This is a genomic window from Rothia sp. HMSC075F09, from assembly GCF_001810515.1.
Lineage (GTDB): Bacteria > Actinomycetota > Actinomycetes > Actinomycetales > Micrococcaceae > Rothia.
On the sequence record NZ_KV801782.1, the window covers coordinates 127,852 to 141,586 of the forward strand.

At 59.1% G+C, this 13,735-nt stretch carries 10 protein-coding genes and 1 pseudogene; 3 read left to right on the plus strand and 8 right to left on the minus strand.

The genetic code is table 11. The features are described from left to right. Nucleotides 1-36: 36 nt before the first annotated feature. The gene (locus HMPREF2749_RS04040; RefSeq protein WP_070593496.1) at nt 37-690 is read right to left on the minus strand and encodes a potassium channel family protein; all 654 of its coding nucleotides are present in this window, start codon (nt 688-690) and stop codon (nt 37-39) included. Between the two features lie 225 nt (nt 691-915). Then, a pseudogene (locus tag HMPREF2749_RS04045) lies at nt 916-1,581 on the minus strand (TrkA family potassium uptake protein); the annotation flags it as partial. 193 nt (nt 1,582-1,774) lie between these two features. On the opposite strand from HMPREF2749_RS04045, the gene HMPREF2749_RS04050 reads away from it, so the two are divergent. The 3 genes from HMPREF2749_RS04050 (at nt 1,775) to dxs (ending at nt 8,070) form a co-directional block, all read left to right on the plus strand. After that, entirely contained in the window at nt 1,775-3,910 is a 2,136-nt protein-coding gene (locus HMPREF2749_RS04050) for an APC family permease (RefSeq protein ID WP_070593498.1), read from the plus strand. 212 nt (nt 3,911-4,122) lie between these two features. Beyond that, nucleotides 4,123-5,772: a class I SAM-dependent RNA methyltransferase gene (locus tag HMPREF2749_RS04055; RefSeq protein WP_070593499.1), complete on the plus strand. Its 1,650-nt coding sequence runs from the start codon at nt 4,123-4,125 to the stop codon at nt 5,770-5,772. Nucleotides 5,773-5,997: 225 nt separating this feature from the next. Beyond that, entirely contained in the window at nt 5,998-8,070 is a 2,073-nt protein-coding gene (gene dxs / locus HMPREF2749_RS04060; RefSeq protein WP_083301085.1) for a 1-deoxy-D-xylulose-5-phosphate synthase, read from the plus strand. 174 nt (nt 8,071-8,244) lie between these two features. Here the strand turns inward: dxs and HMPREF2749_RS04065 are convergent, their stop codons facing one another. The 6 genes from HMPREF2749_RS04065 to HMPREF2749_RS04090 form a co-directional block, all read right to left on the minus strand. Then, the gene (locus HMPREF2749_RS04065) at nt 8,245-8,781 is read right to left on the minus strand and encodes a Rieske (2Fe-2S) protein (protein ID WP_070593500.1); all 537 of its coding nucleotides are present in this window, start codon (nt 8,779-8,781) and stop codon (nt 8,245-8,247) included. A 224-nt stretch (nt 8,782-9,005) separates the two neighbouring features. Continuing rightward, complete coding sequence (locus tag HMPREF2749_RS04070) at nt 9,006-10,271, minus strand: HRDC domain-containing protein (protein WP_070593501.1); 1,266 nt, start codon at nt 10,269-10,271, stop codon at nt 9,006-9,008. Between the two features lie 213 nt (nt 10,272-10,484). Next, entirely contained in the window at nt 10,485-10,961 is a 477-nt protein-coding gene (gene msrB / locus HMPREF2749_RS04075) for a peptide-methionine (R)-S-oxide reductase MsrB (protein WP_070593502.1), read from the minus strand. Between the two features lie 87 nt (nt 10,962-11,048). Beyond that, entirely contained in the window at nt 11,049-11,549 is a 501-nt protein-coding gene (gene ybaK, locus HMPREF2749_RS04080) for a Cys-tRNA(Pro) deacylase (protein ID WP_049340583.1), read from the minus strand. 176 nt (nt 11,550-11,725) lie between these two features. Further along, nucleotides 11,726-12,736, minus strand: coding sequence for a YeiH family protein (locus HMPREF2749_RS04085; RefSeq protein ID WP_070593503.1), 1,011 nt, complete (start codon nt 12,734-12,736; stop codon nt 11,726-11,728). A gap of 276 nt (nt 12,737-13,012) precedes the next feature. Beyond that, a partial coding sequence (locus tag HMPREF2749_RS04090; protein ID WP_371325932.1) for a DUF6318 family protein occupies nt 13,013-13,735 on the minus strand: 723 nt, incomplete at its 5' end.

A 13,735-nucleotide genomic window follows, 5' to 3' on the forward strand; every position in this document is an offset into this window, starting at 1 on the left:
GGGCTTTCGCCTACCCAAAAACTTACGTATAAACGCTTACGCGAACAGCGCGCGAATCTGATCCTCACCGGCAATGGTCGTGATGAAGAACAGCTCGTCGCCGCCCTCAATCGCCACGTCGGCGCTGGGCGGAATCGGGGCGCCATCACGCAGGATAGCGGTGAGCACCGTATCGACGGGCCACTGCACGTGGTCCACACGGTAACCGATGACGGGGTGGTCGTCGGGCACGGTGTACTCGGCGAGGGTCGCACCGCCTGCCTGCAGGGTCAGCAGGCGCACCACGTCGCCGACTTCCACAGCTTCCTCAACGAGGGCGGTCATTAGGCGCGGGGTGGACACGGCAACGTCCACGCCCCAGGAGTCGTCGAAGAGCCATTCGTTACGCGGGTTGTTCACGCGCGCCACGGTGCGCGGCACGCCAAACTCACTACGCACCAGTAGGGACACCATCAGGTTTGCCTTGTCGTCACCAGTTGCGGCAACGACCACGTCCGCCTTGTTCGGGTGCACCTGACGCAGTACGGACAGCTCGCAGGCGTCACCGATATGCCAGCGCACGCCGGGCAGGTCGGCGCGCTTTTTGGCTTCGGGTTTGGAGTCGATGATGGTCACGTCGTGGCCGTTCATCATGAGTTCTTTAGCGATGGAGGCACCCACGGAACCGGCACCAACAATGAGGACCTTCACTTACTTCTCACCTTTCGAGGAGTCACGATGGCGGCCGATGAGTTCGAGAGGATCAGGCAGATCCGGGGGAGTGTCACCGAGATGGAATTCGTGCTCGACAACGGGGGTTTCGTTGTGCTCCTGCTTGGGGGTGATCGTCACGCCGGATTCGGCGGGCTTCTTCGGAGCGTGGGGATGCTTGCGGTGGCCGGATGCGGGAGCGTAGTCCGCTTCCATTTCTTCGTCTTCGACGCGCGGCGGGCGGGAGAGAATACGGGTTACGTCCGCAACGTCGTCGGTGCGCATCATCACGTGCACGCTATCGCCCTGCTGGTAGGCGGAATCGGGGCGGGGGAGCATGCCCTCACCAAAGCGGGTGATGTAGGCGATGCGCACCCCGGCGGCACGTTCGATGCTGGTCAACGCGTGGCCAGCCCAGCCGTCGTCGAGCGGAATTTCGGTGAGCATGAGGCGGCCCGAGGGTTCACGGAAGTCGCCCTTGAGCGCCTGCTCGGGCAGCAGACGGCGCAGCACCTGGTCGGTGGACCAACGCACCGACGCCACCGTAGGAATACCCATGCGCTGGAAGAACTCGGCGCGGTTCGGGTCGTACACACGCGCCACAACGTTCTTCACCTTGAACATTTCACGCGCCACACGGGCGGCAATAATATTCGAGTTATCGCCCGAAGAGACCGCGGCAAAAGCGTACGCCTCGGTAATACCGGCACGCTTGAGGGTGTCCTCATCAAAACCAACACCGGTAACCAGGCGGCCCTCAAAGCCCTTACGCAGCGGCTGGAAAGCACGTTCGTCCTGGTCAATGACGGCGACCGTATGCCCCGAAGCTTCCAGAGTGCGCGCCAACATGACGCCCACGCGTCCGGCACCCATAATGACGAAGTGAGGCATACATCCCTCCGAGTGTTGATGTTTTACGGTGATAAGGCGTTACCGCCTACCTCTACCAGTGTAATGGGCGGGTGAGCCTCCACGCCGATGCCCCGTGATATTCCGCTCGCAATGCCCACTATTCGGCTGAATAAAATTGAGCTTTGAAGCCGCGACCGATAGCCTTAACAGCGTGAGGAATCGTTGGGATAGGATGCGCATCGCCCTGACCGGTCAGCCGGTCAGCACGCGAAATCTTTCGGCAGTCGCGCTGCCGAAGCGCTACGCCCTGCCTCTTTTCGGTGCCGACGGCATCTCTTCGGTCGCCTACGCAGCCGACCAGATGATCCTGACCCTTGCCGCTGCGGGTGCATCTGCGCTCGCTTTTTCACCCTGGATTGGTTTGGGTGTGGCGATGGTGGGTCTGCTGGTGATTGGCACGTACCGCTACAACATCAACCAGATTGCTTCTGAAGGCGATATTCAGCTGGTGCACCGCAAACTGGGTGCGCTGCCGTCGATTGTGATGGGTGCATCCTCGCTGATGGACTATATGCTCACGGTGGCGGTGTCTATGTCTTCGGCGTCCTCGTTTTTGGTGGCGTTGTATCCGCAGATTCAGGATTGGCGCACGCACATTGCGGTGCTACTCATTGTTGCGCTGACGTTGTTTGCGCTACGTGGCGTGCAGTTGCTGGGCAAGATTGCGTACTGGCCGCTGTATGTTTTCTTGGCACTGTTGGGAGCGACCCTCATTGTGGGTTGGATTCGTGCCGCCACGGGTACTCTGCCACTGGCTGAGTCTGCGACCTACGTGATTGCCCCCGAGCTCGAGACCCATTCGCTGGAGGGTCTGGCGCTGATGCTGCTTCTGGCGCGTTCTTTCTCTGCCGGCTTGGTGGCGTTCTCGGGTGTTTCTACGATTTCTAATTCGGTGAAGTATTTCCGCCGCCCGAAGAAATATAACGCGGCGGTCACCATGATGCTGATGGGCCTGATCACCTCGGTCCTGCTGGTGAGCCTGCTCGGTTTTGCGGCGGCAACCCGCGTGCACATGGTGCACGATACGACCCGTTTCTTGTTCATTGACGGGCACACGCCGGGGGAGTACTTCCACCAGAAACCTGCGCTGTACCAGGTGGCGTTGGCAATTTATCAGGGCGTGCCGTTCTTCGCGCAGCTGCTGGTATTCGCCACGGTGGGCGTGCTGATTATTGCCTCGCTGACGGCGTTTACGGGCTTCCCGGTGATTGCTTCGTCGCTGGCCGACTACCAGTACCTGCCGGTGTTCTTCCGCAGCGTGGATTCGCGCGGCCTGTACGCGAACGGTGTGCTGGCGCTGTCGGCATTCTCAATTTTCCTCACCACCGTTTTCAACTCGGACGTGTACTCACTGATTCAGCTGTACATCGTGGGCATGTGCCTGTCGATGGTGCTGGTTCAGCTGGCGGTGGTGCGCTACCGCATGCGTCTGCTGCGCATTACCCTGGCGCAGATGCCGCGCCGCGCCCTGCTGCGCGATATTGCGGTCTCTGCGGTGGGCGTGATGGTGACCGCCGCGGTGCTGGTCATCGTCGTGGTGACGAAGTTCGCCGCCGGTGCGTGGCTCTCCCTTGGAATGATTGCCCTGATGGTTGGAGGTATGGTTGTGACTCGCCGCCACTACGATGCTGTGGATGCCGCCCTGGACATCCCCCTGAACGCTGAATCCGTTGCGGATGTGGCGGCCCTGCCTTCGCGTGTGCACGCCATCGTGTACGTGGAGCGTGTGCGCCGCCCGGCGGTTCGTGCCCTCTCGTATGCGCGTGCCGGCCGCCCCTCCACGATTGAGGCGCTAACGGTCAACAATGACCGCGCCGCTCTGGAAGTCGTGAAGAAGCGCTGGTATGCCCTGGGCATTCCGGTGCCGCTGTCGGTGATTGATTCGCCGTACCGTGACACGGTGGAGGCTGTCGTTTCGTATGTTCGCCGCCGCCGCAAGAAGTCACCGCGCGATATTTTGGTGGTGTACCTCCCGGAGTTTGTGGTGAAGCACTGGTGGCAGCGTATTCTGCACCGCCGCACGGTGCGCCGCCTCAAGCAGGCGCTTTTGCACGAGCCTGGCGTCATGACGGCGACCGTGCCCTGGGCGATGCACGAGGATGAGGTGTATGATGAGATTTTTGATCAGCGTTTACAAAGCGAAGAATCAACGGTAGAAGCAGAAGGCCCAACGGAAGCTGTCGCCCCGAAGATTACTCGTTCAGCCGGTGGTGGCCGCGAGCTGATTCAGAGCAACCGCCACGCGGTGTACCGCGGTCGCCTGCACGAGGCGGACGCTGTGGCGCGCGAGAAGAAACGCCAGCCGTAATAATCGCCCAGCGCTCAGCATGATTGCCCAGCGCCCACATTAATTGCCCAGCCCGGTCATTGGCCTGTGATGTGCTTGAGCACCCCCACATAGCGCCTGGACTTTGCCCTTTACGTCCTATTCGGCACCCCTTGCGGGGCGTCGGAATCGGAGTAAAGGTACAAACCGGTGTAAAATAATTCACATTAAGTGATTCTTTAGGAGACAATGCTGTGACTCACCCTGCTACCACGCCTGCCGCCTCCAACAACGTAGACGGATACAGCGTCGGGCAGACCCTCACCGTCACCTGTGAGGCACCCGCACACGGCGGCGCCTTCGTAGCGCGCACCGAACAGGGCGTCATCTTCGTGCGTCACGGCATCGTCGGCGAACAGGCAGAAGTACGCATCACCGCAATCGGCCCCAAGCGCCGCTTCTACTTCGCAGACGTAATCTCCGTACCTGTACCCTCCCTGGCACGCCGCCCCCACCCCTGGATCCAGGCGGATGCGCTCGCCACCGAAGAGGAACGCGCCGCCGCCACCGGCGTACCCGAACTGCTCGGCGGCATGGAGTACGGCCACATCAACCTGGATGAGCAGCGACGCTACAAGACTGATATCGTCCGCACCCAAATCAACCGACTGGGCGGTCTGCCCCTCGAATCGCCCCTGCTGACCAACCTCATGGTTGAAGAGCTGCCCCTGCGCGATAACAACGAGGGCCTGTCCTGGCGTACCCGCGTGCGCTACACTGTGACCAAGGTCCGCGCGCACGATAGCGAAGAGAAGAACGGCGAGCAGAACAGCGGCAAGAAGAACCCCGCCGTCACCTGGCGCGTCGGCATGCACCCGTACCGCGCCTCCCAACCCGTACCTGTCATCGACTTTCCCCTCGCTGCCCCCGAACTGCGCAACCTGCAGCTTGAACAGCTGAACCTGCGCGGCGTGCGCGAAGTCGAGGCGACCGTCTCCTCCCGCGGCAGGGTCCTGCTGCAGTTCATCGTCGACCCCCGCTTCTCCATCGAAGAGGTCGCCAAAGACATCGAACAGCAGGCATCCGACGCCTGGGGACTGCTCGCCAAGCGCAAGATTTCACTGTTCTTCACCCCGCAGTCCACCTCCAACGGCAAGCCCAAGCGCCGCCGCCCCGGCTCCTCCCACAGCCCCTACCGCCGCGTACCCGAAGGCGACCAGCTGCTCGGCGCGGGCCTGCGTTCCGTCACCGAAGAAGTCACCTTCGGCTCCCGCCGCTTCAGCTACCAGGTGTCCGCCGGCGGCTTCTGGCAGATTCACCGCGCCGCCCCCTCCACCATGGTCGGAACCATGCTCACCATGCTCCGCCCGCAGGAAGGCGAATGCACCCTCGACCTGTACGCCGGCGCGGGTCTGTTCACCGCCGCGCTCGCGGACGCCGTGGGCGCAACCGGTACCGTCGTCAGCATTGAGGGCTCCCCGGTGACCCATAAGGATGCGCGCTCGAACTTCGCGCCGGATGGTTGCTCCCGCACCGAGAACTCTGCGGACACCCGCATTGAGGTGATTCGCGGCGACGTGGCACGCCACCTGGTGGATCTGAAGACCGCCCTTGAGTTTGGTGAAATCCCCGCCATTGATGCGGTGGTCCTTGACCCGTCCCGTGAGGGCGCGAACCGAACCACCCTGGAACGCCTGGATGCGCTGGACCCCAAGCGTATTCTGTATGTGGCGTGCGACCCGGCATCCCTGGGCCGTGACACCGGTATTTTGCGTGAGCTGGGTTGGGACATGGTGCAGCTTCGGGCGTTCGATATGTACCCGAATACGCATCACGTGGAGTCTGTGGCGCTGTTTGAGCGTGCCCCGGCGAAGCCTCGTCCGCGCCGCCGCCGCACCAAGTAGCGCGCAGCTAGTAGCTGTAACAAAGAAGCAAATAATCGCAGTGTTGGGCGGGTTGGGCTGTTCACCAGCCTGCCCACTAGGGGTTATTTCAGGCCGTTTTCGCTCAACCCGGTGCGTCTTGCTCTGCGGGCGCATAAATCTGCTTTTTGGCACCTTAAACGGTAGAATCATTGAAGAACCAATGCACGGAATGAGCCGTGCCCCGACCTTGAGGAGTGTGGGTGTATGTCCGCTGAAAACGCATTGCCGCAGGAGGAGACCCCGAATAGCGCCGCCGGTGGCGCACCCACCGCCGACTACAGCATTGGTAATGGTGCCACTGCCAAGTTGCTCCCGGGTATTCAGTCCCCGGCGGACCTGCAGAACCTCAGCTACGAGCAGCTGGAGGAGCTCTCTAAGGAAATTCGCCAGTTCATCGTGACGAATGTGTCGGCGACCGGCGGTCACCTGGGTCCGAACCTGGGCGTTGTGGAGCTGACCCTCGGCATTCACCGTGTCTTCGAATCTCCCAAGGACAACATTCTTTTCGACACCGGCCACCAGTCCTATGTGCATAAGCTGGTGACTGGTCGTCACGCGTTTAAGACTCTGCGTCAGAAGGGTGGCCTGTCGGGTTACCCGGATCGTGGCGAGTCTGAGCACGACATTATTGCGTCTTCGCACGCCTCCAGCTCAATTTCGTGGGCTGACGGTATTTCTCGCGCGCACAAGCTCAACGGTGAAGATGACCGCTACACCGTGGTCCTCATTGGTGACGGCGCGCTGACCGGCGGCATGGCGTGGGAGGCTGTGAACAATATTGCTGCCGACCGCACCCGCAAGGTCGTGATTGTGGTCAACGATAACGGCCGCTCCTACGCGCCGACCATTGGCGGTTTCGCGAACCAGCTCTCTGAGCTGAAGCACGGTGTGCAGCAGCAGGTGGATCGCGTGCGCCTCGATCACCGCTACGACAGCGCTCTGGATGCAGTGCGCATCGGTCTGCAGCGTGGCGGCCCCGTCGGTCAGATGGTGTACCGCGGCCTGCACGGCATGAAGGCGGGCATTAAGGACGTCGTCGTACCCAAGGGCATTTTTGAAGACCTGGGTATGAAATACGTGGGCCCCATTGACGGCCACGACCAGCAGGCTGTGGAGAACGCACTGACCGCGGCAAAGAACTACGCCGGCCCGGTGATTGTGCACGCCATTACCGAGAAGGGCCACGGCTACGCACCCGCCCGCGCTAATGAGGACGACCAGTTCCACGCGGTGGGCCAGATTGACCCGCTGACCGGTGAGGATGTTTCGACCAGCACCTCTGAGTCGTGGACCGGCGTCTTTGGCCGCGAAATTGCAGATATTGCGGATGAGCAGGAGAACGTCGTCGGTATTACCGGCGCGATGCTCATTCCCGTGGGTCTGCGCGAATTCCAGAAGCGCCACCCCGAGCGCGTTATTGACGTAGGTATCGCTGAGCAGCACGCCGTGGCGATGAGCGCCGGCCTGGCGTACGGCGGCATGCACCCGGTGGTTGCCCTCTACGCAACCTTCCTGAACCGCGGCTTTGACCAGCTGCTCATGGACGTTGCCCTGCACAAGGCGGGCGTGACCGTGGTGCTGGACCGCTCCGGCATTACCGGCCCGGACGGTGCAAGCCACCACGGCATGTGGGATTTGGCGATGCTGCAGTTCATTCCGGGCCTGCACCTGGCGGCTCCGCGTGATGGCGCGACCCTGCGCGAAGAGCTGCGTGAGGCTGTAGCTATTAACGACGCACCGACCGTGATTCGCTACCCGAAGGGCTCCGTGGGCGAGGACATTCCCGCCCTGGAGCGCCGCAGCGATGGCGTGGACGTGCTGGCACGCACCGGTGAACCCCACCCGGAGACCGGTCAGCGTGACGTGCTGTTCGTTGCCGTGGGCGCTATGGCTCGCGTGGCTCTGGAAGCCTCCAAGGTGCTTGCCGCCGAGGGCATCCAGTCCACCGTGGTTGACCCGCGCTGGGTGATGCCGGTGCCGTCTTCGGTCGTTGAGCTGGCTCGTGATCACCGCATTGTGGTGACCATTGAGGACGGCGTGCGTTCCGGCGGCGTGGGTTCGCGCATCCGCCAGGAAATGCGTGCGGCTGGCGTGGATACCGCGCTGAGCGAGCTGGGTCTTCCGGCGGAGTTCATTCCGCACGCTTCTCGCGAGCAGATTCTGGAAGAGGTCGGCCTGACCGCCGAAACCATTATCGCGGATTTGCGTGCGCAACTGGCTGGCGATAAGGTTCCGTTCGCTCGTGAAGAGGGCCAGAAGCCGCGCCACACCCGCTAAACGGTCGTACCTGAGATGTGCCGCCTGAGCGCGCCGCAATAGCAAGCATCAGTAGCCGCGGGCACCATAAGACAGCACAAAGCCCCGCCCATCACGACTGATGGGTGGGGCTTCGCTGTGCGCAGGTCTTGCCGTATGGAGGTTTTGCTGTGCGTAGGTTCTGAGCCTCCTGTTTTAGGAATTGCCGGTGCCGCTAACGAAAATCTTGCCGCCCTTCACCTGCACCGGGTAGCTGGTCAGCGCCTCCTCCGCGGGGCCGTGCACGACCGAGCCGTCAGCCACAGCGTACTCGGAGCCGTGGCAGGGGCACACGATGCGATTAGAATCCTGCACCTGCACCTGGCAGCCCTGGTGGGTGCACACGGTGCTGAACGCCTTGTACTCACCCGCGGACGGCTGGGAGACGATTACGGTCGTGGAGCCGTGGGTCAGCTTAGCAGCCTTGCCCACGCCCACTGCGGAGGCGGAACCCACCTCAACGGTGCCTTCGGGTGCGGTAACGTTGGAGTCACCTTCAGCGCAGGAGGCGAGCAACGCACCGGATGCGACGGCACCGGTGATGAGGGTTGCGCGGCGGGAAAAGACGCGCGCAGAAGATTCAGTTGCTGCGGTATCGACTGCGGTGTCGACGGCATTAGATTCAACTGCGGCAGATGCAGCGGGGGAGGCGCATGCCTTCTGAGAGCGGCAGCATCCGTTGGGCGCGGGCATGGTGGTTCCTTTCGTGTACTCTCTCCACCCTATGCCGGTTTGGGACAAAAATCGAATGAGAGCAGGCTAAGCTTGGTTCACGTTTGCACCGGAGACAAACTGCTGAGGCAAAATACCGGGACAAACTACCGTGTCAAACTCCCGAGGCACACAAAATGCCGGTCGGGCGGTCGCATCAGCAACACACCCAACCGGCACACACATCTATTCAGCGTTAGAGAAATCTACCCCAGGTGACGGGCAAAAATCGGCGCAATCACGGGGGCAACCAGACCCGTCTGCCACGAACGCGCACCGTACTCGGCGAGCGCATCCCGCAGGGTCTGCTCGTCAAAACGAGCCGGCGGCTCCCAGCAGAGGCGGCGAACATAATCGGTCGTGATCAGGTTCTGCGCCGGAATGGTCAGCTCCTCCGAGAGCTCATCAATTGCCTGACGAACCTCGGTGAACAGCGCCAAGTTCTCGGGGCGCTTAGACTCCCAGGCCTTCAACGGCGGCGGGGCAGTCGACGGCAAAGTGAACGGTACGGCGTTCTCACCGCGTGCCGCCGCGGCAATAGCACGCACCCAGCGCGGGCCCTCACGACGCAAACTGCGCGTCTGAAAACCGGGGATCGCCATGATGGCGGGAACGTTACGCGGCATGGTGCGTGCCGCCTCCACAATCGCAGAATCAGGTAGCAGACGCTTCGCGTCGACGTCCTTCTTACGTGCCAGCGAGTCACGCTCAAGCCACAGGTTACGCAGCGCCGTCAGCTGCTTGACCGAACGCAACATCGTGCGGCCCTTCGTCTTACGCCAACGCTCCGGCTGATCCGTCGGATCCTTCACCGGGGTCTTGCACAGGTACTCAAACTCCTCCAGAGCGTACTGCAGCTTACCCTGCTGGCGGAGCAAATCCTCCAACGCATCACGCAAATCAATGAGCACGTCAACGTCCAGCAGAGCATAGTTCAACCAGGATTCCGGCAGGGGGCGGCGCGACCAGTCTTCCTTCGAGTGCTTCTTCGCCAGCTTATAGCCGAGAAGCTCCTCAACGGTCGCACCCAGGTTCACGCGCTCCAGACCGGCAAGACGCGCACCAAGCTCCGTATCAAACAGACGGTTCGGGCGCATACCGAGCATATCCAGGCTCGGGAAGTCCTGAATTGCGGCGTGAATAACCCACTCAGCATCCGCCAAAGCATCGTTAATAATGCGCAAATCCTTAAACGCCTCAGGGTCAATCAGGTACAACTGATCTTCACGCTTAAGCTGCACCAAAAAAGCACGCGAACCGTAGCGGATGCCCTGAGCACGCTCAGTATCAACAGCCACCGGGCCGGACGCCGCCGCCAACTGCTCAGCGGCACGACGCAGACCGCTCTCAGTGGTGATGAGAGTCGGAATCGGTGAGGAAGGGGCCTCCAGAGGAACAACATCCGGAACTTCGATACCGTTAAGGGTCAGCTGAGGGGTGCCTGCGGCATTCTGTTCAGCTGCGGTACTCATGCACTCAATCCTTTTCCTCTGTCTGATTCGACGCGCCCATACGATGCGCCAGATACCCGGGTAGGCGCACGCCCGAGCAAACACGAGCCCGGGCGGGGTGACGTGCCCGCGAAGGCACTACGCCATTCTACCCGCCCGAGCTTAAAGCCTCGAATTTAGAGAGACTCACAATAAGGGGTTCACCGGCGTGCCCGCGAGGGGTCTTGCCGGGGTTTATTCGGCGGATTCCGCCTCGTCAGCTGGCGCCTCGTCAACCGGAGTATCACCAGGCTGTGCTTCACCAGCCGGGGCCAGCGTCAGACACACCGAATTAATGCAATACCGCAAATCCGTGGGAGTCGGGTAGCCCTCACCCTCAAACACGTGACCCAGGTGCGAATCGCAGGCGGCGCAACGCACCTCCACACGGCGCATACCGAACGTCGTATCCTCCAGGTAACGCACACGATCCTCAGCCAGCGGCGCGAAAAACGACGGCCAACCACAATGCGAATCGAACTTCTGATCGGAACGGAACAGCTCCGTACCGCAAGCACGGCAAGAATACACACCCTCCGTGTGGGTGTTCCAGTACTCGCCCGTGAACGCGCGCTCGGTGCCGCCCTCACGCAGAACAGCGTACTCTTCAGGCTTGAGCACTTCACGCCAGTTCTTGGCGATAGCACCCACGCCGGGTAGCGAATTGCCCATGATGACTCCTTCAGTTTGCTCTCATGCCCAGGCTCCTACGGCATATGTAACGCCGCGGCCGGGCGGATTATTCCCGCTGAGCGCGGACTAAGCGCGGATGTCAGCGTACTTGCCGTTGGTGAGCTTCAGCAGGTCGTCCGGGGCGAGCTCAACATCCAGGCCGCGCTTACCACCAGAGACCATGATCGTGTCAAAAAGCTGTGCAGACTCATCGAGCAGGGTGGGGGAGGGGGTCTTCTGGCCCAGCGGAGAAATACCGCCCACCACGTAGCCTGTGCGGCGCTCAGCGACCTTCGGGTCGCACATGGAGGCGCTCTTCCATCCCAGGGCCGCCGCGGCAGCCTTAATGTTCAGCTTGCCAGACACCGGAACGATCGCGACCGCGAAATCCTTCTCGTGCACAATCAGCAGGGTCTTGAACACCTGCTCCTCGGAGGCGCCGAGGCTCTTCGCGGCCTCTTCACCGAAGGAAGTGACGCCCTCAACGTGCTCGTATTCACGCATCTGGAAGGGGGTGTTCGTCTCGGTCAGCAGTGCTACGGCGGCGGTTGCTGCGCCGCTCTTCTTACCTTTAGTTTTCTTAGCCATAGACACCATTTTACGGAAGTCACCATGCGCTGATACACATGTGGCTTCTCAATGGTTATGGGGTTATTTCAGTAACCCTTTTTCCTTCAGCTGCTCTTGAGAAAGCGAGCCAACGACAGTCCAAAATCCATCTGATTTGTCTACGTTCTGAGGTAGCCTTTAGGCTCCCTTTTTTCTTAGTAAATACCGATGAGTAATTGCACGCCAAGACTAGTCAGGATGATAGCAATCCAGCAAAGGGCTCCAAGAAGAATGGATTTTCCACTGGATTTAATCATAGCAATGAGGTTGGTTTTGAGACCAATAGCACTCATAGCCATGATGATGAAGAATATGGAGAGTTGTTTGAGAGGTGAAAAGAAGCTAGTGCTGACACCGAAAGATGTGAGAAGAGTAGTTAGCAGAGAAGCTAGGATAAAGTAGAGAATGAAAACGGGGAAGATTTTTTTAAGCTTCACTCCTTGGTTGTCGCCTTGTTGACGGCTTTGCCAATAGGAGAGGAAGAGAACGATAGGGATAATAGCTAGAGTGCGTGTCAGCTTGACAATAGTTGCAGGCTCAAGAGTGTTTGCATTGTAAAGACTATCCCAGGCACTAGCAGTAGCTGTCACAGAGGAAGTATCGTTGACCGCAGTACCCGCAAAGAGAGCAAAACCTTCGTTGGAAAGATGGAGCCAAGAACCTAGAGTTGGAAAGATAAGAGCTGCCAAGACATTGAAGAAAAAGATAACAGAAATGGCTTGGGCTACTTCTTTTTCCTTGGCGTGAATAACAGGAGCAGTCGCTGCAATGGCAGAACCGCCACAGATAGAAGATCCAACTCCAATCAAGGTAGCTAGCTTTGTATCAAGGTTAAAAAAGCGTTGGAAAAAGAAAGCAATAATTAAAGCGATAGAAATGGTCGAAATGATGACAGGAAGGGAAGATTTTCCAACTGCGAAAACTTGTGAGATACTGAGTCCAAACCCAAGCAAAATAACAGCATACTGAAGCAATTTTTTGGAGCTATAAGTCAAACCGGCATCCAGTTGTGTATAGGAAGTGAGAAAGGGATGGAGAATCATTCCGATAAAAATGGCGAAAACAGGTGCTCCCACAACAGGCAGAAATCCTCCTAAAACCCAAGAGATGATAGAAATGATCAGACAGACTGACAGCCCTGCCCAATTTTTTGATAGAAATGACATAAAAACCTCCGAAAATAAATACTTCTTATTATAATCTTTTCTGTCAGAAAAGTAAATTAGAAAGTAGGAATACAGACCCAGCCCGGGGAGCGCACCACCTCAGCCTCCGCGCTGATAAAGGCGTTCGATATCCTTGAGGAACTTAATATCCTTCTCGTAGGTATCCAGCATAGAGGGCCATACATACTGCATGTCATTGCGCGGCGGGTAAGAAAAACGGAAGTCGTGGAAATGTATTCCTCATATCGGTGTGGTGTGTAAAAAGGTGAATGCTGCTTAGACGTTGAATTCTTCGAAGTCTAGAATTGACCACTTTTGGCCGTCATGTTTCATTTTGACTTTGAGAGTATCGTTAGTTTTATCTTCGTTATCCCATGCAGTCCATTTACCGTCTGGTTCAACGTGGATTTCCTGATTCCAGTTACGATACATTTTCCAGAAATATGTTTCGCCGTCTTCGGACCAAGGCGACCCATCAGCTGTAAATTTTTCGATACCGTCGATAACCCATCCGCCGCGCCTGTATAGTTTTTCGACGCTTTCGTAAGCTTCTAATTCGGAGCTGAAATTAGGCGAAATAAATTCTCGTGCCTTTGCATAGTCACCAGTCTGGATACCGTAGTTTCCCCACTGGACCCATGCGTCAAATGTTTTACGTAGGCCTTCTAGAGACTTTTCGTTGTAGCCTTCTTCGGGGAGGCTGGGTTTCGGTACGTTCTGGGCTGGGCCGTATTTGTCGGCCTTTCGGTACTCGCCGTTAGGCGCCTTTGAGCCGCCAGAGTAGCCTCGAACAGTAGAAGGGGTAGCCGATGCGGAGGATGACTCACCGCCGGTGGCTGAGGCGGTTTCACTTGGCGTAGCGGTCGATGATGCCGAGGCGCCCGCCTCATTAGCCGCCTTCTGACCGCAGGCCGCAAGCAGAGCGCTGAAACCCAGAAGCGTACCACCGCTCAACATTGTGCGGCGAGTAAGAAAAACGGAAGTCATGGAAATACATTC